This window comes from Caulobacter sp. GW821-FHT10C03 (assembly GCF_059415485.1).
In genome coordinates this window covers 74187-100306 of record NZ_JBWKNI010000010.1, presented here as the reverse complement: position 1 = coordinate 100306, position 26120 = coordinate 74187, and the positions used below count along the sequence as shown (strand labels likewise).

Here is a 26120-nt window from a genome sequence, read left to right as displayed (position 1 = left end):
AAGGCCCGTCGGGGGCGCCTCAAGGTGTTCCTGGGCATGGCGCCGGGCGTGGGCAAGACCTACGAGATGCTGCGCGCCGCCCGCCGCCGCAAGGCCGAGGGCCAGGACGTGCTGGTCGGCGTGGTCGAGACCCACGGTCGCCGCGAGACCGAGAGCCTGCTGCGCGGGCTCGACGTTCTGCCCCGCCGTCCGGTCGAGAACCGGGGCCGCAGCTATCTGGAGTTCGACCTCGACGCGGCCCTGGAGCGGCGGCCCAAGCTCCTGCTGGTCGACGAATACGCCCACTCCAACGCGCCCGGCTCGCGCCATCCCAAGCGCTGGCAGGACGTCGAGGAGATCCTGGCGGCGGGCATCGACGTCTGGACCACGCTGAACGTCCAGCACCTGGAAAGCCTGGTCGACGTCGTGCTGCGCATCACTGGCGCCCGCCAGCGCGAGACGGTGCCCGACAGCGCGCTCGCCCGCGCCGACGACATCGAGCTGATCGACATCACCCCCGACGAGCTGCGCGAGCGGATGGCGGCGGGCAAGGTCTATGTGCCCGAGACCGCGCGACTGGCGTCGGAGAATTTCTTCAAGGTCGAGAACCTCACCGCCCTGCGGGAACTCGCCCTGCGCCGCGCGGCCCAGACGGTCGACGACCAGCTGGTCGCGGCCATGCGCGAGAAGGGCGTCGAGGGGCCGTGGGCGGCGGGCGAGCGGATCCTCGTCCTGGCCGGCGGCGACGCCATGGCCTCCATGCTGGTCCGGGCCGGCCGGCGGCTGTCGGACATGATGATGGACGCGCCGTGGACCCTGGCCCATGTCGAGCGTCCCGACCGTCCGCCGCCGCCCGAGACCGCCGCCGCCCGCACCCGCGAGGCCCTGAAGCTGGCCGAGCAGCTGGGCGGCTCGACCGTCGTGCTGACCGGGACCGACGTCGTCGCCACGGTCATGGCCTGGGCGCGGCGCAACAACGTCACCCAGATCGTGATCGGCCGAAGTGGGGGCAAATCCAGGGACTCGCGCTGGAAGGAACTGACCGGCCGCTCCCTGGCCGCCGCCCTGCTGCGCGAGGCGCGGGGCGAGGCGATCCACGTGGTCACCGGCGCGGGCGGGGAGGGGAGCGCCGAGCCGCCGGTTCCCAGACCGCGCCGCTTCGACTGGCCGGCCTACCTGACCGGCGGCGGCTTCGTGGTCGCCGCCAGCCTGGTCGCCTGGGCGCTCGATACGGCCTTCGACCGGGTGGAACTGGGGATGATCTACCTGGCCGCCGTGCTGGCGGCCGGGGTGATGCACGGCCTGCGCCCGGCCCTGGCGGCGGCGACGGCGGCCTTCCTCGTCTACAACTACTTCTTCCTGGCCCCGCGCTACAGCTTGGCCATCGGCTCGCCGACCGACGTGCTGACCCTGATCGTGTTCTGGGCCGTGGCTCTGGCCACTGGCGGGCTGGCAGGGCGCGTGCGCGACCAGGCCATCGGCTCGCAGAAGCGGGCGGCGGGGGTGACCAGCCTGCTGGCGGCCAGCCGCACGCTTTCCGCCGCCTCGGGCAAGGCCGCCGTCGCCAAGGCCCTGGCCGAACAGGCCGCCGCCGCCTCGGGCGCGCGGGCCGTGGTCTTCCTGCCGGAGGGCGACGAACTGGCCCCCGCCGCAGGCGCGCCCGACCTTACGGATCTGGGAACCGCCCCCATGGCCGCCGCCCGCTGGGCCTGGGAGAAGGGCGAACCGGCCGGCGCCGGCACCGGCACCCTGCCGCAGGCCGCCTGGACCTTCTGGCCGCTGGAGGGCCTGGGCGCCCGCGCCGGCGTGGCGGGGATCGAGGCCGGGACCGTGGTCTCCGGCTCCGACGAGGAGCGCCTGCTGCTGGCCCTGCTCGACCAGGGCGCGGTGGCCTTGCAGCGCGCCGAGCTGGCCGCCGGAGCGGTCGAGGCCGAGGCCCTGCGCCGCTCCGACCGCTTCCGCAACGCCCTGCTCAATTCCATCAGCCACGACCTGCGCACGCCGCTGACCACGGTGCTGGGGGCGGCCACCACCCTGATTGACTACGGCGACAAGCTGGCCCCGCCGGCGCGCGCCGACCTGGCGCTGGGCATCAAGGAAGAGGCCGAGCGCCTCAACGGCTACGTCGCCAACCTGCTGGACATGACCCGCATCGAGGGCGGCGGGCTGAAGCTGCGCACCGACTGGATCGACGTCCGCGACGTGCTGGCGGCCGCCGCCGACCGCGTGGCTCGCCGCCTCGACGGCCGGGTGCTGGTGCGGGACTTCCCCGAGACGCTGAGCCTGGTCCAGGCCGACCCGAACCTGCTGGAGCAGGTGGCGGTCAACATCCTGGAGAACGCCATCGCCTATAGCCCGGCCGGAGCCAGGATCGAGGTCGCTGCCTACGAGGACCGCGCCCACGTGGTCATCAGCATCGAGGACGAGGGGCGGGGCATTCCGCCGGCCGACCTGGAGCGGGTGTTCGAGAAGTTCCGCCGCCTGCAGGATCCCAGCGACCGCTCGCCGGGCGCCAGCCAGGGCGTGGGGCTGGGCCTTGCGATCGCGAAAGGTTTCGTCGAGGCCATGGGCGGGCGCATCGCCGCCGCCAGCCCGATCCACGACGGCAAGGGCACGCGGATGCTGATCAGCCTGCCCAAGGGCGTCGCCACGCCCCACCATCTGCTATGAGCAGGTCATGAGCGCGCTTCGCCCCCGCATCCTGGTCATCGACGACGAGCCGCAGATCCACCGGTTCCTCGCACCGGCGCTCGACGCGGCCGGCTACGACCCGCTGCGCGCCGACGGCGGCCAGGAGGGCCTGCGCGGCATCGCCCTGTGGTCGCCCGACGCCGTCGTGCTGGACCTCGGCCTGCCCGACATGGACGGCAAGGAGGTGCTGGAAAAGGCCCGCGCCTTCTATGACGGGCCGATCCTGATCCTGTCGGCCCGCGACCGCGAGATCGAGAAGATCGACGCCCTCGACAAGGGCGCCAACGACTATGTCGAAAAGCCGTTCGGGGTCGGAGAGCTGCTGGCTCGGCTGCGCGTGGCCCTGCGCCAGCGGGCGGCGACCCAGGCGCCTGCTGGCCCGATCCGCGCCGGGGCCGTCGAGCTCGATCTCGAAAAGCGCCTGGTCACCCGCGACGGGGCGGTGGTGAAGGTCTCGCCGCGCGAATACGAAGTCCTGGCCCGCCTGGCCCTGGGGCGCGGCAAGGTGCTGACCCACAAGGAACTGCTGACCTCGGTCTGGGGCCCGGCCCACATGCACGACACCCAGTACCTGCGCGTCTTCGTCGGCCAGCTGCGCCAGAAGCTGGAGGCCGACCCGGCCCACCCGAAGATCCTGCTGACCGAGCCGGGCGTGGGGTATCGGTTCATCGGGGATTGAGGGGGCGGCAGGCTCCTCGTCTCTCTTGTCACCGAGCATCCCCGCCTTCGCGGGGAGAGACGGATTTGGGGCGGCGCGTGGTTCTCGTCCTTCAATGGCCGTCAACTACGTTGTCATCCCGGCCGTAGCGAAGCGGAGCGCCGGGACCTCCCACCGCTGCCGAACCTGCCGACGTGGGAGGTCCCGGCTCTACGGACCGCTGACGCGTTCCTCCGGCCGGGATGACAAGCCTTCAATCTAGCGCCGCGGCCGGCTGAGCCGAGCCGCGTCGCGCACCCGGGTCAGCAGAGTGGCGATGTCGATCGGCTTGGCCACGTGGCCGTCCATGCCGGCGGCCAGGCAGGCGTCGATCTCGGCCTTCACCGCATTGGCCGTCAGGGCCAGGATCGGCGTGGCGCTGGCCGGGAAGGGCAGGGCGCGGATCGCCCGCGTCGCCGCCAGACCGTCCATGCCCGGCATCCGCACGTCCATCAGCACCACGTCGTAGGCCCGCGCGCGCACGGCCTCGACGCCCGCCGCCCCGCCGTCGGCGCAGTCCACCGCATGATCGGCCGAACGCAGCACCGCCTCGGCCAGGGCGCGGTTCATCTCGGCGTCGTCGACGACCAGGATGCGCAGGGCCTCGTCCTTGGCGGCCATGGCGGGGGGATCGTCTTCGGCCGGGCGGTCGGCGGGCCGGGCGGGGATCTCGAACCAGAAGATCGAGCCCTTGCCGACCTCGCTGTCGACGTCGATCGTTCCGCCCATCAGCTCGACCAGCCGCTTGCAGATCGCCAGGCCCAGGCCCGTGCCGCCATAGCGGCGATGGATGGTGGAATCGACCTGGCCGAACGGCTGGAACAGGCGCTCCCGCGCCTCGGGGGCGATGCCCGGGCCGGTGTCGGCGACCGTGAAGCGCAGGCGGTCGTCTCCGGCGGGCGCGACCGACAGGATCACGCTTCCCCCGGCGGTGAACTTCACGGCGTTGGTCACCAGGTTCAGCAGCACCTGACGCAGGCGGGTCGGGTCGCCGGCGATCGCCTCCGGCGTCCCCGGCGCGATCTGAAGGCTCAGCGCCAGCCCCTTGGCCTCGGCGTCGGGACGGGCCATGGCCGCGCAGCTGTCGACCAGCCGCGCGGGAGCCACGACGCCGTCTTCCAGCATCAGCTTGCCGGCCTCGACGCGGGAGAGGTCCAGAATGTCGTCGACGATGGCCAGCAGGGCCCGGGCGGCGTCGCGCACGAAGCCGCGATAGCGCCCACGCTCGTCGCCGGACAGCGCGTCACGGGCCAGCAGCTCCGAAAACCCGACCAGCCCGTTCAGGGGCGTGCGCAGCTCGTGGCTCATCGCCGCCAGGAACTCCGACTTGGCGCGGTTGGCCGCCTCGGCCTCGTGCTTGGCGTCGGCCAGATCGAGGGTCAGCTGGGCCAGCCGCTGGTTGCGCCGCTCCACCCGCTCCAGCGCCGCCGTCCGCTCCTGCAACAGCCGGCGCAGGTCGCTGACCCCGGCCCGCGTGGCGATGGCCGCGCCGAGCGTCTGGCTCATGTGGCGCAGCAGTTCGATCTCCTCGACATTGAAGGCGGCGGCCCCGCCGGCCATGGCCTTCAGCACGCCCACCGCCTGCTCGCCGTCGAACAGGGGCGCGCAGACCATCGAGCGCAGGCCCACCCGGCGGCAGGCGTCGCGGTCGACGCGGGGATCGGTCTCGCTGTCCTCGCACACCAGGATGGCGGCCTGTTCGACGCACAGGCCCGACAGGCTGCCGGCGCGCGGCAGGCGCAGGCCCAGGTGCTCGGCATAGCCTTCGCTGACCGCGCGGTAGACCATCTGGTCGCCGTCGACGAGCTCGACCACGGCCCCGCGCCCGGCCATCAGGCGGTGCACGCTGTCGACCACGATCTGCATGAAGTCATCGACGCCGACGTCGCTGCTGGCCAGCAGCGACTGGATCTCGGCCAGGGCGCGCAGGCCCTCCATCCGCCGGTTGAGGATTTCGAGACGGGCGGCGCCGGGGATAGCGGGGAGCGACGTCGACAGATGACGCATCGCGGGCATCCAGCTTCGCCTTGAGACTGGAACCAGCGCTGTTCCCGCACAAGCACCCTCCGGCTGAGCCGCCGCGGCTTCGCCTGATGGTGTCGCGGCCGAACGCCTGCCACGCCTGTCGGAGAGAAACCTCCGTTCGCGCCGCTTTTCCCGCAAATCGGCCACGATGGGGACGCGGCCGGGGGCTAGAGATTGCCTTTGGACGCGGAATGTCGAATGACGAGCGCCGATGATTTTACCGTCGGCCGGGCCAGGCGCCGACGAACGAGGATTGCGGTATGAGCGGAGGCCCTGTCCTCGTCACCGGCGCGGCCGGCTTCATCGGCATGCATGTGGCCGAGCGCCTGCTCGACCGCGGCGAGACCGTGATCGGCGTCGACGTGTTCAACGACTATTACGATCCGGCCCTGAAGGCGGCCCGCGCCGCGCGCCTCGACGGGCGCGCGGGCTTTACGATGGTGCGCCTGGACATCGCCGAGCACGAGGCGCTGCTGGAGCTGGTGCGGTCGTCGGGCATCAAGCGGGTCGTCCACCTGGCAGCCCAGGCCGGCGTGCGTTACTCGATCGAGAACCCCTTCGCCTACGAACGCTCGAACCTGGCCGGCCACCTGGCGGTGCTGGAAGCCTGCCGCCACGGCGGCGTCGAGGCCCTGGTCTACGCCTCGTCGAGCAGCGTCTACGGCGATCGGCCCCTGAACGGCTCGGGCTTCAAGGAGACCGACCCGGTCGACGCCCCGGTCTCGCTCTACGCGGCCACCAAGCGCTCGTGCGAACTGATCAGCCAGAGCTACGCCCGGCTCTACGGCTTCCCGCAGGCGGGCCTGCGCTTCTTCACGGTCTATGGGCCGTGGGGGCGCCCCGACATGGCCTATTTCAGCTTCACCCAGAAGATCCTGAAGGGCGAGCCGATCGAGGTGTTCGGCGAGGGACGGATGGCCCGCGACTTCACCTATATCGACGACATCGTCGACGGCATCGTCGGCGTGCTCGACAACCCGCCGGCCCCGGGCGGCCACGAGATCTACAACATCGGCGACAACGATCCGGTCGGGCTGATGGACATGATCGCCGCGCTGGAGGCGGCGCTCGGCCGCGAGGCGGAGAAGGTGTTCCTGCCCATGCAGCCGGGCGACGTCACCGCCACCTATGCCGACATCTCCAAGCTTCAGGCCCTGACGGGCTACAAGCCCGTGGTCGGGGTCGGCGAGGGCCTGCAGCGCTTCGCCCGCTGGTACGCCGGTCACTACGCCGGCTGACGCCGCGCTGACGCGTCAGGCGTCTTCGCCTCAATTCGAACGGCCACGGACGGTCGCTGGAAAGCCTGGCGGCGGCGCTCGCGCGCGTCCGCCAGCAGGGGCGCGGGCGCGCGCGAAATTCCCCTTCGCGTAACATTGATATTCCCCTCGCGGTTGCACCGAATCCGTGTTTAGCTCCGGGTTGCAATCGTGGGGCGTGCCCATCTGCGGGGAGGGCGACGAGTGGCGGGTTCGTTACTGGAAAGTCTGCTGGGCGGCGCGGCGCGGGTGCTGAGCCGGATTCAACCCTGGCACAAGTATCCGACCACGCTGGCCGTGCCGACGCTGGCGGGCCTGCGCGTCAACATGCGCCACGAAAACCTGTTCGACACCGAGATGGAGCCGACGATCGCCGCGCCCGACCCGGCGCCCGGCGGGATCGACGTGCGCGAGGCCCGCACCGCCGACGGCAGCTATAACGACCTGTCCAAGCCCTGGATGGGCATGACCGGGGCGCGTTTCGGCCGCAACATGCCGATCGAGCGCACCTTCGGCGAGGAAGAGCCGGCCCTGATGACCCCCAATCCGCGGGTGATCAGCAACCGGCTGCTGGCCCGCAAGGAATTCGTGCCGGTCCCGCACCTGAACGCCCTGGCGGGCGCCTGGCTGCAGTTCATGGTCCACGACTGGCTGAGCCACGGCGAGAACGATCCGGAAGACAAGTTCTACGTGCCGATCCCCGAGGGCGACAGCTGGCCGGGCGGGGTGATGGAGGTCCTCAAGACCCTGCGCGACCCCGACCGTCCGGGCGACGCGGGCCGGCCCCAGGCCTACACCAATGTCGAGACCCACTGGTGGGACGCCTCGCAGATCTACGGCTCGTCGCTGCGGCGGCAGATCAAGGTGCGGACGGACCCGACGACGGGCCAGTTCCTGACCGACGGCAAGCTCGGTTTGCAGCCCAACGGCCACCTGCCCATCGACGAGGCCGGCAGGATTCCGGGCCTGGAACTGGCCGGGGTCAACGGCAACTGGTGGATCGGCCTGTCGGTGATGCACACCGTCTTTGTGCGCGAGCACAACTCGGTGGTCGACCGCTTGAAGATCGACTTCCCCGAGGCCTCGGGCGAGTGGCTGTTCCAGAAGGCGCGTCTGGTGATCTCGGCCCTGCTGGCCAAGATCCACACCGTCGAGTGGACGCCGGCCCTGATGAACAGCCCCGAGGGGCGCCTGGCCATGCGCGCCAACTGGTGGGGCCTGGCGGGCGAGACCTTCCACCGGGCCTTCGGCCGGCGTGGCGAAAGCGAGATCCTGTTCGGGGTGGCCGGCTCGCCGGTCGACCACCACAACGCGCCCTACGCGATGACCGAGGAGTTCGCGGCCTGCTACCGCATGCACCCGCTGATGCCGGACGACTATTCGTTCCGCAGCCACGTGGACGACAGGGAGCTGCTCAAGCGCGACCTGATCGGCGTGGCCCGCGGCCAGGCCTCCAGCGTCTACGAGCACGCCAGCTTCGACGACGTCGTCTACTCGCTGGCCACCAGCCACCCGGGCGCGCTGTGCCTGCACAACTACCCCAACACCCTGCGCAGCCTGCCGCCCAAGCGCGAGAACGACGTGCTGACGGATCTCGCCGCCACCGACATCCTGCGCGACCGCGAGCGGGGCGTGCCGCGCTACTGCGAGTTCCGGCGCCACATGAGCATGCGCGCGCCCAAGACCTTCGCCGAGCTGACCGACAACAAGGAATGGCAGAAGGAGCTGGAGGAGATCTATGGCGACGTCGAGAAGGTCGACCTGCTGGTCGGCACCCTCGCCGAAAGCCAGTGCACGCGTAACGGCACCCCGCCGGGCTTCGGCTTCTCCGACACTGCCTTCCGCATCTTCATCCTGATGGCCACCCGCCGCCTGAAGAGCGACCGCTTCTACGGCGAGGACTTCAACGCCAAGGTCTACACCCCGGCCGGCTTCGCCTGGGTGCGCGACAACGGCCTGCGCCAGGTGATGGAGCGCCACGTTCCGGCCCTGGCCGCCCAGTTCGCCGACGCTCGCAGCATGTTCTTCCCCTGGGCCAAGGGGACGGCGGGATGAGCAGCCGGATCCGCATTCCCGGCCTCGTCGACGTGATCCGCCTCGACGAGCCGGCCGCCATCCGCGCGATCGTCGCCGATCCGCGCCTCGACCGCGACTTCAAGAAGGAAGGGCCGCTGATCAACCGGCTGCTGGCCGGGCGCATCCGCAAGGTGCTACGCGTCGGCTCGCACCCGCTGCCGGCCGTCGCCCCGCGCGAGGCCGAGGACCGGGCCCGCCTCCAGGCCCTGCTGGAGCAGCGCTTGCAGAACGCCCAGCTGGGCACGCCCGAGCAGCGCGCGACCCTGGCCGCCTATGTGCGCGGCGAGAAGGGGGAGGGGGTCCTGGGTCCCACCGCCCAGGCCGCCGTCGGCGAGCTGTTCGCCCCCGGCTACGCGGCCCGCAAGGATCGCTGGAAGGCCGCCCGCACGTTGGACGCCGCGCCGCGCTCGTTCAATCCGCTGCAGATCCTGTGGTGGGGCCTGACCGGCGCCGTCGATCGGGCCCGCAAGACCCTGGCCGCGCCGGTCGACAACGATCCGGCCGCCGTCCACGCCACCGGCGTCGCGGTCCATAACCTGGTGCGCGGGCTGAAGATCATGCGCGGCCTGTGGCGCCAGCCCTTCGCCCGCGAAAGCCTGACCGAAGAGGCGGTGATCTGCCAGTGCGCCGTCGCCCCGGCCAATGTGCTGCGCCAGTGGAAGGCCCCGGCCAGCACCCTGTGGGGCGAGGTCGAGCCAGGAGCGATCACGCTCTTCCAACTCGACGCGGCCCGCTATCGCAGCCCCAGCCACCAGATCGTGTTCATGACCGACAGCTGGAGCCGCTGCCCCGCCCACCACTGGACCGCCTCGCTGCTGGGCGCGGTCTGGCGCGAGGCCAAGGCCAGCGCGCCCGTGAAGGGAGGCCGGTCATGACCGACGTCCTGCCGCCGCGCGCCGCCGCCGGTCCGATCATCCGCACCCCCGCCGATGCGGCGGCCGCGGGCGACCCGATCTTCCAGCCGCTGCATTTCCGCAACCTGACCGTCAAGAACCGGATCTTCCGCTCCAACATCTCGGGCATCTTCGACAACCAAGATGGCTCGCTGACCCAGACGCGGATCAACTGGGAGAGCAAGTTCGCCAAGGGCGGGGTGGGGGCGATCATCTCGTCCTACGTGCCGGTGCTGATGGAAGGCCGGATCATCGCCGGCTACGCCACCGTCCACCGCGACGAGTTCATCCCGCTATGGGCCAAGCTGGGCGAGGCGGTGCACAGCTTCGACGCCAAGTACATCATGCAGCTGAGCCACTCGGGCCGGCAGATGGACCTGCCGGGCGTGCACAACCAGATGCGCCCGAGCCTGACCTCGACCAGCAACAGGGAAACCCTGCACGGCTTCCTGTGCCGGGCGATGACCAAGGGCGACATCGAGCACACGATCAACGCCTTCGCGGCAGGGGCCTGGCGGGCGCGCGAGGCGGGGCTGGACGGGGTCGAGCTGCACGCGGCCAACGGCTACCTGTTCACGCAATTCCTCAGCTCGGGGATCAACGACCGCACCGACGAATATGGCGGCTCGCTGAAGAACCGCGCCCGCTTCCTGCTCGACGTGATCGGCGCCATCCGCTCGCGGGTGGGGCGCGACTTCCACCTGCAGGTCAAGCTCAGCGCCATCGACCGCAACAACGTCATCCCGTGGGAGCACAAGGGCAACACCCTGGCCGACACGGTGCAGGTGGCCCAGTGGGTCGAGGCGGCCGGGGCCGACGCCATCCACGTCTCGTCCGGCTCGCTGTTCCCGCACCCGCTGAACCCGCCGGGCGACCTGCCGATCGACATCCTGGCGGTGACCTACGACGCCATGATCAGCTCGGGCGTCTACGGCTTCCGCAACTTCCTGCTGTTCCGCTACCCGCTGCTGCGGCCGATCTTCCACTGGATCTGGTTCCGCATGAAGAAGGGCCATCCGATCGAGGGCGTCAGCCTGGAGGAGGCCCGGGCGATCAAGGCGGCGGTCAGCGTGCCGGTGCTGTGCACGGGCGGCTTCCAGACGGCTTCGTTCGTGCGCGACGCCATCTCCGGGGGCGTGGTCGACGGGGTGTCGATCGCCCGCTCGCTGATGGCCAACAAGGACCTGGTCCAGCAGTGGGCGGCCGGCCACGACCTGCCGGAAAAGCCCTGCACCTACTGCAACAAGTGCCTGGCCAACGCGCCCAAGAACCCGATGGGCTGCTACGAGGAGGCCCGCTTCCCGTCCCGCGAGGCGATGATCGACGAGATCATGAGCGTCTACAAGCCGCGCGCCGACATGCGCATCCCCCTGGCTTCGGAGCTCTAGGATGGCGGCGCGCAAAGCGGTGACGGCGGTCGAGGCCCATCTGGCCGCAACGCGCTGGCAGCTTCGGCTGGGCGTGGCGGTGGTGGCGCTGCTGATCGCCCTGGCGGTGATCGTGCTGGGCCTTGGCCTGTGCGCGGCCCTGCGGCTGTCGGGCTCGGCCACGCCGCGCTACGCCAGCGACGTCGACCACTTCAAGTACGGCTCGATCGGCTCCGAACCGCAGAGCGGCGTGCCCTATGCGGTGTGGAAGGCCCTGCCGGCCCTCTATCCCAAGCAGTTCGAGGGTCGCAACGACTACACCGCCTTCGGCTTCATCTACGAGACCGACGACAAGGGCGTGCGCAAGGAGCTGCCGATCGGCGTCTCCAAGCGCCAGGTCAACGGCGTCGACGTGGTCTGGCTGAACTGCGCCACCTGCCACACCGGCACCTGGCGGGCCTCGGACGGCGGCGTCGTCCACGTCGTGCCGGGCATGCCGTCCAACAATCTCGACTTCCACCGTTTCGTCTCCCTGCTGCTCACCGCCGCCACCGACGAGCGGCTGGAGGCGGCCGACCTGTTCGGGCCGATGGAGAAGGCCGGAACGCGTCTGGACTGGTTCGACCGCCTGGTCTGGCAGGCCGCCGTCATGCCGCGCTTCCGCGAGGGCCTGATCCGCGTGCGCGGCCGCCTGGCGCCGCTGCTGGAGCGGCAGTCGCCCTGGGGAGCCGGCCGCGTCGACACCTTCAACCCCTACAAGCTGCTGCAGTTCGGCACGCCGGCCGCCAGCCTGACCGAGGCCGAGGTGCACGGGGTCTCCGACTTCCCGGCGATCTTCAACCAGCGCCCGCGCGAGGGCATGGAGCTGCACTGGGACGGCAACAACACCTCGCTGCAGGAACGCAACCTGTCGGCCGCCATCGGCGCGGGCGTCACGCCCAAGACCGTCGACCACGCCTCGCTTCGGCGCGTGGCGGGTTGGTTGATGGACCTTCCGGCGCCGGTCAGCCCGCATCCGCTGAACGCCCAGGCGGCCTTGCGCGGCCAGGCGATCTACAAGGCCGAGTGCTTCGCCTGTCACGGCGGGCAGGAGGCCGGCGGCTACGTCTTCATGGCCGAGAAGCTGGGCAAGGTGACGCCGATCGCCCTGATCGGCACCGACCGCGCGCGGCTGGACTCCTACACCAAGGAGTTCCGCGAGCAGCAGCTGAGCAAGATGTTCGCCGGCACGCCCTACCAGTTCCGCTACTTCCGCAAGACCGACGGCTATTCCAACCAGCCGCTCGACGGGCTGTGGCTGCGCGGGCCCTATCTGCACAACGGCTCGGTGCCGACCCTGACCGACCTCTTGAAGGCGCCGGCCGAGCGGCCCAAGGCCTTCCTGCGCGGTCGCGACCAGGACGTGATCGACCCGGTCAACGGCGGTTTCCTGACCACGGCCTGCACGCCGGGTCAGCCGACCCCGCGCGGGACCAACTGCTACGACACGGCCCTGCCCGGCAACGGCAATGGCGGACACCTCTACGGCGTGGGTCTGACGCCCGAACAGAAGGCCGACCTGTTGGCCTATCTGCTGACTTTCTGAAGGGGGAACGACGATGAGCGACGGCCTCAGCATCGGCTGGTCGGATGAGCAGGCCAGGCGCGCGCGCGACGTCTATCGCGGCGTGCTCGGCTTCAACATGTTCCTGCACCTGGTGGTCGGCCTGCTGTGCATGTTCGCCCCGAACTTCGTCTCGCAGACGGTGGGCCTGGACGCGCCGAACGTCGCGGGCTGGACGCGCGGCTGGGGCGCGACCCTGATCCTGGTCACGGCCCTTTACGTGCCGGGCCTGCTGGAACCGGTGCACAAGCGCGCCCCCAACCTGATCGGCATACTGGGCCGGATCTGGATGGGCACGGTCTGGGTGTTCTGCGGCGGCGGCTTCCTGTGGTTCGCCCTGTTCGACTACGCCTGGGCGCTGATCATCTTCCTGTTCTACCTGCGCCTGTTCCGCGCCCACGTCATGACGCGGCCTTAAGGAGGCGCGCGCCATGGCGACCGATCGCACGCCCGCCGTCCTGATCAAGGCCCCGCCGCTGAAGTCGCAGAGCCTGCGCCTGGGCATCGGCGCGGCTCCCGTCCGGCTGAAGGCCGAGCCCCTGTTCGAGCACATCTCCCAGCCGGCCGGCGAGGGCGAGGGTTTCGCCGCGGCCGGCGGAGGCGGGGCCGAATGGCAGAAGCTCAGCCTGGAGCAGGGCGACGAGCGCAATCTCTGGGACCTCTGCCACGCCCTGGCCGGACAGGGCGGCGAAGGCCTCGGGGCGGCCGGCGGCGGCGGACCGGTCTTCGCCGAGCCCGACCTCGAGCAGCGCTGGTCCTATCCCGCGCCCGAGGTGACGATGGGCGCGGCCCCGGCCTGCCGGGCCCAGCCGACGCCGCAGCGCCGCAACTTCCCGCACGTCGACAGCGACAATCTGTGGTTCCGCAACGGCGACCATTCGGGCTTCGGCCCGGCCAGCCACCAGACCGGCGCGGGCGCGCGCATCGCCCATATCGACACCGGCTACGACCCGACCCACCGCTACCTGCCCAAGCACCTGCGGCTCGATCTGCAGCGCAACTTCGTCGACCGCGACCATCCGCGCGACGCCAGCGACCGCTCCGAGGGCCTGTGGGTGCAGGACGGCCACGGCATGGGCACCATCGCCATCCTGGCCAGCGAGCAGTACGGCGGCGCGCCCGGGGCCGAGGTGGTGCCGATCCGCATCGCCGACCGGGTGGTGCTGTTCCGCTCCAGCACCTTCGCCCAGGCGCTCGACTATGTTTACGGCCTGCGCAACGACCCCAAGACCCGCATCGACGTCATCACCATGAGCATGGGGGGGCTGGCCTCCCAGGCCTGGGCCGAGGCGGTCAACCGGCTGTACGAGGCGGGGATCTTCATCGTCACGGCGGCGGGCAACAATGACAACAACTTCCCGACCCGCAACGTCGTCTATCCGGCCCGCTTCAACCGGGTGGTCGCCGCCTGCGGGGTGATGGCCGACGGCTCGCCCTATGCCGATCTCGGCCAAGGGCGGATGGCCGGCAACTACGGCCCCGACAGCAAGATGGGCACGGCGCTGGCGGCCTGCACGCCCAATCTTCCCTGGGCCGTCGGCGGCTGCGCCGACCTGGTCGACTGGAGCGGCCAGGGCACCTCCTGCGCCACGCCGCAGATCGCCGCGGCCGCGGCCCTGTGGATCGCCGAGAACCGCGCCAAGCTCGACGCCTATCCCGAAGGCTGGATGCGGGTGGAGGCCGTGCGCAAGGCGCTGTTCTCCAGCGCCCGCCCGGGCGCGCGCGCCACCTTCGGCGCAGGCCTGCTGCGCGCCGACAAGGCCCTGGGCGTCAAGCCGGCGGCCTTCAGTTCCCTGAAGAAGGCGCCCGCCGACGACGCCGCCTTCGCCCTGATCCGCCTGGCCGCCGGCCTCGGCGCGGCCGGAGGACCACCGGTCGATCCGGCCGTGCAGCGGATGCTGGAGCTGGAGATCCTGCAGCTGTCGCAGTCGGCCGCGATCGAGGCGATCATGCCCGATCCGGCCGAGCCGCCGGACACCGAGACCGGTCGCCGCAAGCTGCGCGAGGCCCTGGCCGAGCAGCCCCGCGCCTCGCGCCGGCTGAAGGCCTATCTGCGCGGGTCCGACAGCCGCACCGTCCAGCCGCCGGCCGCGCCCGCAACGCCGGCGCCCGCTCCCGCCCCCGCCCTGGGCGACATGGAGCGGCTGCACCTGGACCACGCCCTGAACCCGACCGTGCGCGAGCCGGCCGGCCGCCGCCTGCGCGTCTACGCCTTCGATCCGTCGTTCAGCGCCTCGCAGGACACCGCCGGCATCAATGTCGCCCGGCTGGAAGTGCCCTGGGACGCCAATCTCAAGCCCGGGCCGATCGGCGAATATCTGGAAGTCATCGACGTCGATCCGGTCAGCGACGCGGCCTATGCGCCGGTCGACCTCAACCATCCGCACCTGCTCAGCCAGGACGGCCTGTCGCCGAGCCCCTCCGACCCGCGCTTCCACCAGCAGATGGTCTATGCGGTGGCGATGAAGACCATCGGCCATTTCGAACGGGCCCTGGGGCGCACGGCGCAATGGTCGTCGCGCCGCCTGAACGAGGGCGATGCGCCGACCCTGGCCCCCGACGATGTCGGCAAGCCGCCAAAGCGCCGCGAGCGCGAGGAATACGTCCAGCGCCTGCGCATCTATCCGCACGCTTTCCGGGGGGCGAACGCCTATTACAGCCCCGATCGCAAGGCGCTGTTGTTCGGCTATTTCCCCGCCGCCGGCGGCGACTGGCGCGGCTCGCCGGCCGGGCAGATGACCTTCAGCTGCCTGTCGCACGACATCGTCGCCCACGAGACCTCGCACGCCCTGCTCGACGGCCTGCATCCGCGCTATCGGGAATCCACACATCCCGACGCCATGGCCCTGCACGAGGCCTTCGCCGACATCGTCGCCCTGTTCCAGCACTTCACCCTGCCCGAGGCGCTGGAGCACCAGATCGGCCGCAGCCGAGGCGACCTCACCGGCGGCGGGCCGCTGGTGCAGCTGGCCGTCGAGTTCGGCCGCGCCACCAGCCGCGAGGGCCAGTTCCAGAAGGCCCTGCGCGAGGCGGTCGACGGCCTGTCGAAGGAGAAGCTGTCGGAGCTGCAGGGCGCCGCGCCCGAGCTGCCGATGGAGGCGCACGATCGCGGGGCCATGCTGGTGGCCTCGGTGTTCGACGCCTTCCTGACCCTCTACGCCGCCCGCCAGGAAGAGGTGATCGTGCTGGCCACCGGCGGCAGCGGCGTGCTGCCCGAGGGCCAGCTGCCCCAGCCCCTGGTCAAGGCCCTGGCGCGGGTGGCGGCCAAGCTGGCCGAGCAGTTGCTGAACATCTGCATCCGCGCGCTCGACTACTGCCCGCCGGTCGACGCCACCTTCGGCGACTATCTGCGGGCGATGATCACCGCCGACCGCGACGTGGTGCCCAACGACGTGCGCGGCTATCGCCTGGCCCTGATCGCCGGCTTCGCCAAGCGCGGGATCTTCCCGCAGAACGTGCCGCACCTGTCGCCCGGCAGCCTGGTCTGGGAGGCGCCGCCGCCGGTCATCACCACGGCCTCGCGGCTGCTGCCCAAGCTGGATCTCGGCTGGAACCTGCGCAACCGCCGCCAGAAGGCCTGGAACCTGTCGCGCGACAACGCCCGCGTCCTGCACGCCTGGCTCTCGGGCCGGCGCTGGGAGAACGGCGCGTGGGTGCAGGTGCCGCTCGACGAGCGGGCCACCGACCTGGAGCTCAAGGCCTTCGGCCTCTACCGCGACGAGGGCGTGCAGAAGATCGACTATGTCGAGAACGGCGAGACCTTCAGCGAGGAGGTGACGATCGGCAAGATCGAGGTGCACTCGGTGCGGCCCGCCCGGCGGATCGGCCCTGACGGGGTCACGGTCAGCGACATCGTCGTCGAGATCACCCAGAAATGGACCGACAGCGGCGGCGTCACGCGCCGGGGCGGCTGCACGGTGCTGTTCGACCTGGAGAGCTACCAGGCCCGCTACCTGATCCGGAAGCGGGTGGCCAATCTCGCCCAGGCCTGGGCCGAGACGGCCGCCGCCCCGCCGCCGCGCGGGACCGGCCACGTCCGCAGCGCCTATTTCGGCGTCATGGGCGACCGCGAGCCCTTCGCCATGCTTCACGACTGCTGTTGAGACGGGGAGGGCGAGCGTGACCGATCACCGCGCCAAGGTGAGAATGTATCGCCACGGACTGGGCGACTGCCTGCTCGTCCGCCTGGCGCGCGACGGCGACCGGGATTTCAACATCCTGATCGACTGCGGCGTCATCCTCGGCACCAAGGACGCCCGCGCCAAGATCAACGCCGTGATGGAGAACGTCGTCGCCGAGACCGGCAACGTCATCGACCTGCTGGTGCTGACCCACGCCCACGGCGACCACGTCTCGGGCTTCCTCCAGGCCGAGGCGATCTTCCGCAAGCTGGAGGTCGGCCAAGTGTGGATGGCCTGGACCGAGGATCCGGACGACAGCTTCGCCAAGTCGCTGCTCGACGCGCGGGGCCGGCGCGGGGCGGTCGACGCCCTGCAGGCGGTGGCGGGCCAGATGCAGGCGGCCGGTGACGCGGCGGCGGGCGAGAAGATCGCCGGGCTGATGGACTTCTTCGGGATCGACGACGTGCCGTTCGGGGCGGCGGGCGGCCGCGCCACGACGGAAGACGCCGTGCAGGTGGCGCGCGAACTGGCCCCGGAGGGCAAGCTTCTCTACTGCAAGCCCGGCCAGGACCCCTACCGGCCGCCGGGCGCCAAGGCCCGGATCATGGTGCTGGGGCCGCCGCGCGATCACGACCTGATCCGCAAGTCGACGCCCAGCAAGAAGGCGCCCGAGACCTTCGACATGGCGCTCGACGCGCCGGGCGGCGGGCCGCCGCCGGGGATCGAGGGACGTCCGTTCTCGCCGCTGTTCACGATCCCGCTCGACGTGGCCCGCGCCGAGGTGAAGTTCTTCCAGGACAACTACTGGAACCAGGCCGGTCAGTCCGGCTGGCGGGGCATCGACGACGTGGGCTCCAGCGCGCTCGACTTCGCCATCAAGCTCGACAACGACACCAACAACACCAGCCTGGTGCTGGCCATCGAGCTGGACGGGCCGGGGGACGGCGGAGGTGACGCCGGCCGCGACGTCCTGCTGTTCGCCGCCGACGCCCAGGTCGGCAACTGGCTGTCCTGGAAGGACGTCAAGTGGACCAAGCCCGAGGGCGAGGCCGACGACGTCGAGGGCCTGGACCTCGTGCGCCGCACCATCGTCTACAAGGTCGGCCACCACGGCAGCCACAACGCCACCTTGAAGGACTATCTGCTGTCGATGGAGCGGCTGCGCATCGCGCTGAACCCCGTCGACGAGGTGATGGCCGGCAAGAAGCACTGGGACCACATCCCCCTGCCGTCGCTGGAGGAGGCCCTGCGCAAGCAGGCCAAGGAGGCCCTGGTCCGCGCCGACGAGAACGGCGTCAAGGGCGACGACATCGTCGAGGATCCGCTGTTCTACGAGGTGACGGTCTAGCGGGGATCGACATTCGGCTGTTCGCGACCTTCAAATCCGAGCATCCCCGCCTTGGCGGGGATGCTCGGTGAATGCTGAAGCCTGATCCGACCCAGCCCAGGCCGACCTGGCCCGAGCCAACGCCGGGCGAGACCGCCCATTCACCCTTGATCAACAGAGGGTCTTTCCCGGCGTGCGCGGGAGACCTGCACGTTCACGCCAACAGCTGTTTGGTTTCTTCTGTCTTCGATTCGCCGTTCTGGGAGTAACCTTAACGGGCGAGCCAAATACATGCCTGGAGCTTGACTTTAAGCATTCGCTTTTGGTGGCTTTCGTCTCTTCCACATTAAATTCATGCAGATTTTTCATTCGCCGTAAAAGCGCCGCGCCTTTGTGCCTAATGGCCGAGTGGGCGCCGGAAACTTCGGCCGTCGGCGAAATCTTTTCAAATTGTCACCGACTAACGATTGCCTTCGGGCGCGGAATGTCGAATGACGAACACCGATGTTTTTGTGCCGCCGATTGGCGGGGCTCTGATGAGCAGGGGATAACAGATGCGCGTAGCGATGATTGGCACGGGCTATGTGGGCCTGGTGTCTGGGGCGTGTTTTGCGGACTTCGGTCACGTGGTGACGTGCATCGACAAGGATCCGCGCAAGATCTCGCGGCTGCTGGCCGGCGAGATTCCGATCTTCGAGCCGGGCCTGGACGATCTGGTCGCCCGCAACGTCCGCGAAGGCCGGCTGTCGTTCACCCTGGAAGGCGCCCAGGCGATCAAGGACGCCGACGCGGTGTTCATCGCCGTCGGCACGCCCACCCGCCGCGGCGACGGCCATGCCGACCTCTCCTACGTCTACGCCGCGGCCGAGGAGATCGCCGGCCTGATCGACGGCTTCACGGTGATCGTCAACAAGTCGACCGTGCCGGTCGGCACCGGCGACGAGGTCGAGGCCATCGTCAAGCGCGTGGCCCCGAACGCCCAGTTCGCCGTGGTCTCCAACCCCGAGTTCCTGCGCGAAGGCGCGGCCATCGAGGACTTCAAGCGTCCCGACCGCGTGGTCGTGGGCACCGAGGACGAGCGGGCCCAGGCGGTGATGCGCGAGCTCTATCGCCCGCTGAGCCTGAACGAGACCCCGATCGTCTTCACCGGCCGCCGCACCAGCGAACTGATCAAGTACGCCGCCAACGCCTTCCTGGCGATGAAGATCACCTTCATCAACGAGATGGCCGACCTCTGCGAAAAGGTCGGGGCCGACGTGCAGCAGGTGGCCAAGGGCATCGGCCTGGACAAGCGCATTGGGAGCAAGTTCCTCAACGCCGGCCCCGGCTACGGCGGCTCGTGCTTCCCCAAGGACACCATCGCGCTCGTGAAGACCGCCGCCGACTACGGCGCGCCGACCCGGCTGATCGAGACCACGGTCGAGGTCAACACCGCCCGCAAGAAGGCCATGGCCGACAAGGTCGCCGCCGTGCTCGGCGCCGAAGACCTGTCGGGCAAGACCGTCGGGGTGCTGGGCGTGACCTTCAAGCCCAACACCGACGACATGCGCGACGCTCCCAGCCTCGACATCCTGCCGGCCCTGCAGGCCAGGGGCGCCAAGGTCCGCGCCTTCGATCCCGAAGGCCGCCACGAGGCCGAACACCTGCTGCCGGGCGTCGAGTTCGTCGGCGGTCCCTACGAGGCCGCGCAAGGCGCCGACGTGCTGCTGATCCTCACCGAGTGGGACCAGTTCCGCGCCCTCGACCTCGTCCGCCTCAAGGGCCTGCTGGCCGCCCCGGTCGTCGTCGACCTGCGCAACATCTACAAGCCCGCAGAGATGGTGCGCGCCGGGTTCACCTACGCCTCCATCGGCCGGGGAAGCGCCTCGGCGCCGGCCGTGGAAGAGCCCGTTCTCGACGTCGCCGGTCAGGGCTGATCCCATGTCGGCGCGAGAAGAAGGCCAACGCCGGGGCTCGGCCCCGGCGGTCGGCGGCGTGCTCGTCGTCATCCCGACGCTGAACGAAGCGCGCCACATCGGCGGCATCCTGCAGCGGCTGTCCGAAGACCTGCCGGCCGACGTGCGCACGACGTTCGTCGTCGCCGACGGCGGCAGCACCGACGGCACCGTCAGCCTGGTCGAGGCGGTCGCGGCCGAGCGCGCCGACGTCCACCTGCTGCACAATCCGCTCCGGCTGCAGAGCGCGGCGGTCAATCTGGCCGTCGAGCGCTTCGGCGACGGCATGGACGTGCTGGTCCGTTGCGACGCCCACGGCGCCTATCCCGCCGGCTTCGTGCGCCAGCTGGTGACCACCATCCAGCGCGAGCGTTCGGACTCGGTGGTGATCCCGATGGATTCCACCGGCGGGGCCTGCCTGCAGAAGGCCGTGGCCTGGGTGTCCAACACCCCGGTGGGCACCGGCGGATCGGCGCACCGCGGCGGCCGCGTCAGCGGCTATGTCGATCACGGCCACCACGCCGCCTTCCGCATCGACAGCTTCCGCCGCGTCGGCGGCTACGACGAGACCTACAGCCACAACGAGGACGCCGAGTACGACTGCCGCCTGCGCGGCGTCGGCGGGCGCATCTTCCTCGACGCCGAGATCCGCCAGGAATACTTCCCGCGCGACACCCTGCGCGGCATGTGGAAGCAGTACTTCAACTACGGCGTCGGCCGCTCGCGGACGGTGCGCCGGCATCCGACCTCGATCCGCCTGCGGCAGCTGGCCCTGCCGGTCCACCTGGTGTTCGCGACGCTTTCGCTGATCGCGGGCGTGGCGATCCATCCGGTGCTGGCCGCCTGGCCGGTGCTCTACACCGCCATACTGGCCGCCACCGGCGTCATGCTGGCGCTGAAGCACCGCTCGATCTGCGGCCTGCTGGCGGCGCCGGCGGCCTTCGTGATGCACACGGCCTGGTCGCTCGGCTTCCTGTGGGGCTTCGTCAAGGTTCGTGAGACGCGCTGGACCGCGCCCGCGCCCGAGGGCGAGGAGAGCGTGGCGGCGTCGTGTGCCGCATGACGGAGCGGCCTCTTTCCGCTCTGCTGCTTGATCCCTCCCTGTTCACCGCGCCCTACGACACGGGACTTTCGGAAGGCCTCGAGGCCGCGGGCGTGGCGCAGACCTGGGCCGTGCGGCCCGAGCGTGCCGGCGAAGCCGCGTTCCGGCCCGCCGGCGAGGCCTCGCCGGTCTTCTACCGTCGTTTCGATCGGCCGGACTTCCTGCCGGGGCCCCTGCGGGCGCCGGCCAAGGCCCTGTCGCACCTGGCCGGCCTGCTGCGCGTGCTGGCCGCGGCGCGCCGGTTCGACGTCATCCATTTCCAGTGGACGGTGCTGCCCCTGGCCGACGCCGCGGCCATCTGGCTGCTGAAGCGCGCCCGGCCGGTGGTGGTGACGGTGCACGACACCAACCCGTTCAACGGCGAGAAGATCTCGTTCTTCCAGAACCTGGGTTTCGACCTGCCGATCCGGCTCGCCGACAAGGTCATCGTCCACACGCAGTCGGCCCGGCGCACGCTCGAGGCGCGGGGCCTCGCGCCCGAGCGGATCGCGGTTGTCGATCACGGTCCCCTGCCGGTCGGCGCGCCGCCGCCGGCCGTGTCGCCGCGGCTGGACGACGGCCGCTGGGTCTTCGTGCTGTTCGGCCAGATCAAGCCCTACAAGGGTCTCGACATCCTGGTCGAGGCCGTCGGACGCGCGGCCGCCGACCTGCGCGGCAAGGCCCGCTTCGTCGTCGCCGGCGCCGCGCACATGGACATGCAGCCGATCACCGACGCCATCGCGCGTTATGGGATCGAAGACCTGGTGGAACTGCGCCTGGGCCGGCTGAGCGAAGCCGAGATGGCCTCGCTGTTCGAGGAGGCCGACTGCTTCCTGTTCCCGTATCGGGCCATCGACGCCAGCGGCGTCTATTACATGACCCGGTCGTTCAACAAGTGGATGATCGCCAGCCGTGTGGGCGTCTTCGCCGAGGCCATGGAGGACGGCCGCACGGGCGTGCTGACGCCGCCCGAGGACGTCGAGGCCCTGGCCGGAGCGATCGTGCAGGCGGCCAACGACCGCTCGGTTCCGACGGCCGGCGCCGAGGATAGTTCCTGGCGGGGCATTGGCGAGACGACGCGGGCGCTCTACGAAGCCCTCCTCGCTGCGCGTGGGGCGCGATGACCAGTCGTCGCGATCCCGCCAGCCTCGCAGGAGGTCCGTCGTCATGTCGCTGATCACGATGGATGCGCCGTCGCCCCGCGTGGCGGCCCGGCCCGCCGCGCCGGCCGGCGCGCCTTCGCGCAACGCCAAGGGCGTCGTCACGGCGGTCTTCGTCTCGATCCTGTTCCTGGCCAATCTTGGTCTGACGGTCGGCGGGTTTCCGCTGAAGTTCAGCCTGGTGGCGATCTACGTCCTGGCCGCCTACGGCCTGTGGACGCGCAACTTCATCGTCAGCCTGCCGTCGGTGGCGTTCTACGGCGTGCTGGCGGCGGCCGCCTGGGTGTCGACCGCGATCAATTCCGAGGCTTCGGCGGGATCGCTGTCGCTGCTGCTGGTGCTCTACGCGCCGTTCGTCCTGCGGCTTCATCCGCGGATCAACGCCCGCCAGTGGATGGAATTCTGCCTGCGCCGCTATGGCGACCTGGCGATGATCCTGGCCTTCGCGGGCATGCTGCAGTTCATGCTGCAATTCGCCATCCACGCCCCGTGGCTGTTCGACATCAAGCAGCTGCTGCCCGAATTCCTGCGGGCGGGCGGCAACTACAACACCGTGATCGCCGCCGGCGGGGTGATGAAGTCGAACGGCTTCTTCCTGCGCGAGCCGTCCAGCTTCTCGGCGCTGATCGCCATCGCCCTGCTGATCGAGCTGGTCTATTTCAAGCGCCTGCAGCGGCTGGGCGTGTTCGCCCTGGCCATGGCCCTGTCCTATTCGGGCACGGGCATCCTGATCCTGCTGCTGGGCCTGATCGCGCCCACCGGCGTGAAGGCGATGGGCCGCGCCTTCGTGGTGCTGGGCGCGGCGTTCGTGTTCTTCCTGCTGTTCGCCGACGCGCTGAACCTGTGGTTCTTCCTGGGCCGCCTGAACGAGTTCTCGACCGTCGGCACCAGCGGCTACGCCCGCTTCGTCGCGCCGGTGAACCTGCTGAAGACCGGTTTCTACTATCCGGAGTGGGCCAAGCTGTTGGGCCACGGGCCGGGCACCATCGATCGGGCCATCGTCTTCGCCAACGTCAAGTTCGAGATCTTCGACCCCACCTGGGCCAAGCTGATCTACGAATACGGGCTGGTCGGGTCGGGCGCGATCCTGCTGTTCCTGTTCGCGACGTTCGCGGGCAGGGCGCTTTCTCCGTCGATCCGCCTGGCCCTGCTCTATGCGTGGCTGGCGTCGGGCGGTCTGCTGCTGCAGTCGGACTTCTGCGCCCTGCTGCTGCTGATCGTGGTGCTCAGCCCGTCCGTCGCGGCCTTCAAGGCCGCGAGTCCAAAACCGGCGACCGCCGCTCCCCGGTGGTCGCAGCGAGGTGTGTCATGACCCAGGCAAGCCCGTCCGTCGCCGTCGTCATCACCTGCTACAACTACGAGCGCTATGTCGCCGCGGCGATCGACAGCGTGCTGTCGCAAAGCCGTCCGGCGGCCGAGATCATCGTTATTGACGACGGCTCGACCGACAATTCGGCCGAGGTGATCCGCGCCTATGGCGACAAGGTGATCCCGGTCATCCAGGCCAACACCGGCAAGGTGGCGGCGGTGAACATCGGCTATGCGCGCTCGAGCGCCGACATCGTGCTGTTCCTCGACGCCGACGACCTGCTGCTGGACGGCGCGCTCGAGGCGATCCTCGACGCCTGGACCCCCGAAACCGTCAAGGCGCAGTTCGAGCTGGAGATCATCGACGGCGCCGGCGAGCAACTGGGCCGGCGCTTCTGCAACTTCCCGCAGCCCTACGGCCCGGACGAGGTGCGCGCCGCCTTCGAGCGCACCGGCACCTATCTGTGGCCGGTCACCTCGGGCAACGCCTATGCGCGGAGCTTCCTGGACAAGCTGCTGCCGATGACGCCGCCGGTGTCGCAGGACGGGGTGCTCAACACCCTGGCCCCGCTCTATGGCGAGGTGGCGACCATCGCCCGCCCGCTGGGCCAGTACCGCCTGCACGGCCAGAACCGCAGCCGCCAGGACGCCAAGGGCAAGGCCAAGCGGCATCCAGACTTTGGCCGGCGCATCGCCTTCCGCGCGGCCGAGTTCGACATCCTGCGCGACCACGCCCAGGCGCTGGGAGCGGCCCTGCCGGCCGGCGACCTGCTCGACAGCGAGCTGGTCTTCGTCAACTACCGCCTGATGGCGCGCAAGCTCGACGACGCCTATCCGGGCCAGGAGCGCGAGAGCGTCGCTGGGCTGTGGCGCACGGCGATCGGCCTGGTGGCCGCCCAGCCGGCCAGCGCCAAGTCGAAGCTCGCCAATTTCGCCTGGCTGACCCTGCTGCTGGCCTGCCCGAAGGGGCTGGCCCGGCCGCTGATCAACCTGCGCTTCAACCGCTCGGAAGTCCTCGCACCGCTCCGCAACGCGCTCTCGCGTCTTCGCGGCGGCCCTGCGAGCCCCGCTCCCCTTACCCAGTGACCGGGGCGCGGCCGCGAGCCGCGCGCCCGGCACGATCGAGGACATCATGGCCGTCGACCGCGCGACAGCGTCGAAATCCGCATTCTGGAGCGCGCTGGAGAACGGCGGGCTTTCGCTTGTCTCGTTCGCTTCGCTGATCATCTATTCGCGGCTGCTGCCGCCGGCGCAGTTTGGCCTGTTCGCCATGGTCCTGGCCGTCGTCGAACTGATCGGCATCCTGTCGAACATGGCGTTCCACGACGCCCTGGTGCAGCGCAAGGACATCACCGAGCGCCATTTCGACACCGCCTTCACCGCTTCGATGGGCATCTGCGTGCTGCTGACCGCCGGATGCTGGGCGATCGGGCCGCTGTTCAGCCAGCTGACGCACGAGCCCGAGGCCGGCAAGATCCTGGGCTGGATGAGCCTGAGCTTCCTGGCGGCCGGCGCGACCTCGACCCTGGTGGCCCGCCAGCGGCGCGAGTTCGGCTTCAAGGCCCTGGCGCTGCGCTCCTTCGCCGGACGCCTTAGCGGCGCGGCGGTGGGCATCGCCATCGCCTTCATGGGGGCCGGCGTCTGGGCGCTGGTCGCCCAGCAGCTGCTGATGGTCTATCTCGGCTCGGCGGTGCTGTGGATCGCCAGCAAGGACCGCCCGCGCTTCCGGTTCGGCCTGGTCGAGTTCAAGCAGCTGACGGCGTTCGGCGCGCTGTCGGTCAGCGCCCTGTTCGTCAACTTCGCCATCAAGCGGATGTTCGTCTTCTTCGCCGGCATCTATCTGGGCGCGGGCACGGCGGGTTTCGTGAACCTGGCCTTCCGGACCATCGACACCTTCTGGTCGATCTCGGCCACCGCCCTGCAGCAGGTGACCCTGCCGATGATGTCGCGGCTGCAGAGCGACCTGCCGCGCCTGCGCCGCGCCTACGGCCTGGCCGTGGGCCTGGCCTGCACGGTGATGTACGCCGGCTTCGTGGGCCTGGGCGTCACCGCGCCCGAGGTGGTGGAGCTGCTGTTCGGGCGCCAGTGGATCGCCGCCGCGCCTTACGTCACCGCCCTGGGCTTCCTGGTGCTGCTGCAGGCCCCGCGCCTGTTCATCATCCCGATCCTGACCGCCATGGGCCGGCCGCACATGGTCATGATGGGCTATGCGGTGGGGCTGAGCTGGCTGATCGCTGCCATCTTCGTGACCCACCTTTCCTCCGCCAGCGTGGCGGTGGCGGTGTGGGTGAGCTGCGAGTTCATCTACGCGCCGCTGTTCGGCGGCATGCTCAAGCGCGCGACCGGCCTGACCTTCAAGGACCAGTTCGTGCAGATCCGGGCGCCGCTGGCGGCCGCCCTGGTCATGGCCGGGGTGGTGTACGGCCTGCGCCTGATCCTCCCCGACAGCCTGCCGGCCGTGGTCCGCGCCCTCGCCTTGGTCCCGGCCGGAGCGGTGGCTTTCGCAGGTGTATTGTTCGTGCTAGATCGCGCGCTGGTTAAGGAGCTGGTCGATTTCGGCCTTAGCTTCGTCAGACGTCGCGTTGCGGCCAGCGCCTAGCCA

General features: G+C 70.2%; 17 protein-coding genes. 16 read left to right on the top strand and 1 reads right to left on the bottom strand.

Annotated features, from left to right (window positions below):
- Positions 1-36: 36 nt before the first annotated feature.
- Together AC07NG_RS14710 and AC07NG_RS14705 are read left to right on the top strand one after the other, a co-directional pair.
- The gene (locus AC07NG_RS14710; RefSeq protein WP_494594910.1) at positions 37-2649 is read left to right on the top strand and encodes a DUF4118 domain-containing protein; all 2613 of its coding nucleotides are present in this window, start codon (positions 37-39) and stop codon (positions 2647-2649) included.
- A gap of 7 nt (positions 2650-2656) precedes the next feature.
- Complete coding sequence (locus AC07NG_RS14705) at positions 2657-3349, top strand: response regulator (RefSeq protein ID WP_487288613.1); 693 nt, start codon at positions 2657-2659, stop codon at positions 3347-3349.
- Positions 3350-3586: 237 nt separating this feature from the next.
- Here AC07NG_RS14705 and AC07NG_RS14700 read toward each other — a convergent pair whose 3' ends face one another.
- Entirely contained in the window at positions 3587-5374 is a 1788-nt protein-coding gene (locus AC07NG_RS14700) for an ATP-binding protein (protein WP_494594791.1), read from the bottom strand.
- 278 nt (positions 5375-5652) lie between these two features.
- Between AC07NG_RS14700 and AC07NG_RS14695 the strand changes: the two genes are divergently transcribed.
- The 14 genes from AC07NG_RS14695 to AC07NG_RS14630 all read left to right on the top strand — a co-directional run bounded on the left by AC07NG_RS14695 (position 5653) and on the right by AC07NG_RS14630 (position 26117).
- Positions 5653-6630: an NAD-dependent epimerase/dehydratase family protein gene (locus AC07NG_RS14695; protein ID WP_494594789.1), complete on the top strand. Its 978-nt coding sequence runs from the start codon at positions 5653-5655 to the stop codon at positions 6628-6630.
- 222 nt (positions 6631-6852) lie between these two features.
- Positions 6853-8703 carry a peroxidase family protein gene (locus tag AC07NG_RS14690; RefSeq protein WP_494594787.1) on the top strand — a complete coding sequence of 617 codons (1851 nt, stop codon included), beginning with the start codon at positions 6853-6855 and terminating at the stop codon, positions 8701-8703.
- Positions 8700-9599, top strand: a complete 900-nt coding sequence (locus AC07NG_RS14685; protein WP_494594786.1) for a hypothetical protein — start codon at positions 8700-8702, stop codon at positions 9597-9599. The genes AC07NG_RS14690 and AC07NG_RS14685 overlap by 4 nt, the downstream gene beginning before the upstream one ends.
- A complete protein-coding gene (locus AC07NG_RS14680; RefSeq protein WP_487288632.1) occupies positions 9596-11005 on the top strand; it encodes an NADH:flavin oxidoreductase in 1410 nt (469 codons plus the stop codon). The genes AC07NG_RS14685 and AC07NG_RS14680 overlap by 4 nt, the downstream gene beginning before the upstream one ends.
- Before the next feature lies 1 nt (position 11006).
- Positions 11007-12569: a c-type cytochrome gene (locus AC07NG_RS14675; protein ID WP_494594784.1), complete on the top strand. Its 1563-nt coding sequence runs from the start codon at positions 11007-11009 to the stop codon at positions 12567-12569.
- 13 nt (positions 12570-12582) lie between these two features.
- Positions 12583-13005, top strand: a complete 423-nt coding sequence (locus AC07NG_RS14670) for a hypothetical protein (protein ID WP_492853489.1) — start codon at positions 12583-12585, stop codon at positions 13003-13005.
- A gap of 13 nt (positions 13006-13018) precedes the next feature.
- Complete coding sequence (locus tag AC07NG_RS14665) at positions 13019-16690, top strand: S8 family serine peptidase (RefSeq protein WP_494594783.1); 3672 nt, start codon at positions 13019-13021, stop codon at positions 16688-16690.
- A gap of 16 nt (positions 16691-16706) precedes the next feature.
- Positions 16707-18056 (top strand): MBL fold metallo-hydrolase, encoded by a 1350-nt coding sequence (locus tag AC07NG_RS14660; protein ID WP_494594782.1) that lies wholly within the window; start codon positions 16707-16709, stop codon positions 18054-18056.
- Positions 18057-18589: 533 nt separating this feature from the next.
- Positions 18590-19951 (top strand): UDP-glucose dehydrogenase family protein, encoded by a 1362-nt coding sequence (locus AC07NG_RS14655; protein WP_494594781.1) that lies wholly within the window; start codon positions 18590-18592, stop codon positions 19949-19951.
- A gap of 4 nt (positions 19952-19955) precedes the next feature.
- Complete coding sequence (locus tag AC07NG_RS14650) at positions 19956-21032, top strand: glycosyltransferase family 2 protein (protein ID WP_494594779.1); 1077 nt, start codon at positions 19956-19958, stop codon at positions 21030-21032.
- Positions 21029-22174, top strand: a complete 1146-nt coding sequence (locus tag AC07NG_RS14645) for a glycosyltransferase (protein WP_494594777.1) — start codon at positions 21029-21031, stop codon at positions 22172-22174. Before AC07NG_RS14650 ends, AC07NG_RS14645 begins: the two co-directional genes overlap by 4 nt.
- A 43-nt stretch (positions 22175-22217) precedes the next feature.
- Positions 22218-23522, top strand: coding sequence for a hypothetical protein (locus tag AC07NG_RS14640; RefSeq protein WP_494594776.1), 1305 nt, complete (start codon positions 22218-22220; stop codon positions 23520-23522).
- Positions 23519-24604: a glycosyltransferase family 2 protein gene (locus tag AC07NG_RS14635; protein WP_494594774.1), complete on the top strand. Its 1086-nt coding sequence runs from the start codon at positions 23519-23521 to the stop codon at positions 24602-24604. Before AC07NG_RS14640 ends, AC07NG_RS14635 begins: the two co-directional genes overlap by 4 nt.
- Before the next feature lie 46 nt (positions 24605-24650).
- On the top strand, positions 24651-26117 hold the full coding sequence (locus tag AC07NG_RS14630) for a lipopolysaccharide biosynthesis protein (RefSeq protein ID WP_494594772.1): 1467 nt from the start codon (positions 24651-24653) through the stop codon (positions 26115-26117).
- Positions 26118-26120 lie beyond the last annotated feature (3 nt).

Bases quoted from the DNA above. Each gene is read 5' to 3' on its own strand.
- AC07NG_RS14710 (WP_494594910.1), top strand. From the start codon at position 37: ATGGCGCCGGGCGTGGGCAAGACCTACGAGATGCTGCGCGCCGCCCGC.
- AC07NG_RS14705 (WP_487288613.1), top strand. From the start codon at position 2,657: ATGAGCGCGCTTCGCCCCCGCATCCTGGTCATCGACGACGAGCCGCAG.
- AC07NG_RS14700 (WP_494594791.1), bottom strand. From the start codon at position 5,374: ATGCGTCATCTGTCGACGTCGCTCCCCGCTATCCCCGGCGCCGCCCGT.
- AC07NG_RS14695 (WP_494594789.1), top strand. From the start codon at position 5,653: ATGAGCGGAGGCCCTGTCCTCGTCACCGGCGCGGCCGGCTTCATCGGC.
- AC07NG_RS14685 (WP_494594786.1), top strand. From the start codon at position 8,700: ATGAGCAGCCGGATCCGCATTCCCGGCCTCGTCGACGTGATCCGCCTC.
- AC07NG_RS14680 (WP_487288632.1), top strand. From the start codon at position 9,596: ATGACCGACGTCCTGCCGCCGCGCGCCGCCGCCGGTCCGATCATCCGC.
- AC07NG_RS14675 (WP_494594784.1), top strand. From the start codon at position 11,007: ATGGCGGCGCGCAAAGCGGTGACGGCGGTCGAGGCCCATCTGGCCGCA.
- AC07NG_RS14670 (WP_492853489.1), top strand. From the start codon at position 12,583: ATGAGCGACGGCCTCAGCATCGGCTGGTCGGATGAGCAGGCCAGGCGC.
- AC07NG_RS14665 (WP_494594783.1), top strand. From the start codon at position 13,019: ATGGCGACCGATCGCACGCCCGCCGTCCTGATCAAGGCCCCGCCGCTG.
- AC07NG_RS14655 (WP_494594781.1), top strand. From the start codon at position 18,590: ATGCGCGTAGCGATGATTGGCACGGGCTATGTGGGCCTGGTGTCTGGG.
- AC07NG_RS14650 (WP_494594779.1), top strand. From the start codon at position 19,956: ATGTCGGCGCGAGAAGAAGGCCAACGCCGGGGCTCGGCCCCGGCGGTC.
- AC07NG_RS14645 (WP_494594777.1), top strand. From the start codon at position 21,029: ATGACGGAGCGGCCTCTTTCCGCTCTGCTGCTTGATCCCTCCCTGTTC.
- AC07NG_RS14640 (WP_494594776.1), top strand. From the start codon at position 22,218: ATGTCGCTGATCACGATGGATGCGCCGTCGCCCCGCGTGGCGGCCCGG.
- AC07NG_RS14635 (WP_494594774.1), top strand. From the start codon at position 23,519: ATGACCCAGGCAAGCCCGTCCGTCGCCGTCGTCATCACCTGCTACAAC.
- AC07NG_RS14630 (WP_494594772.1), top strand. From the start codon at position 24,651: ATGGCCGTCGACCGCGCGACAGCGTCGAAATCCGCATTCTGGAGCGCG.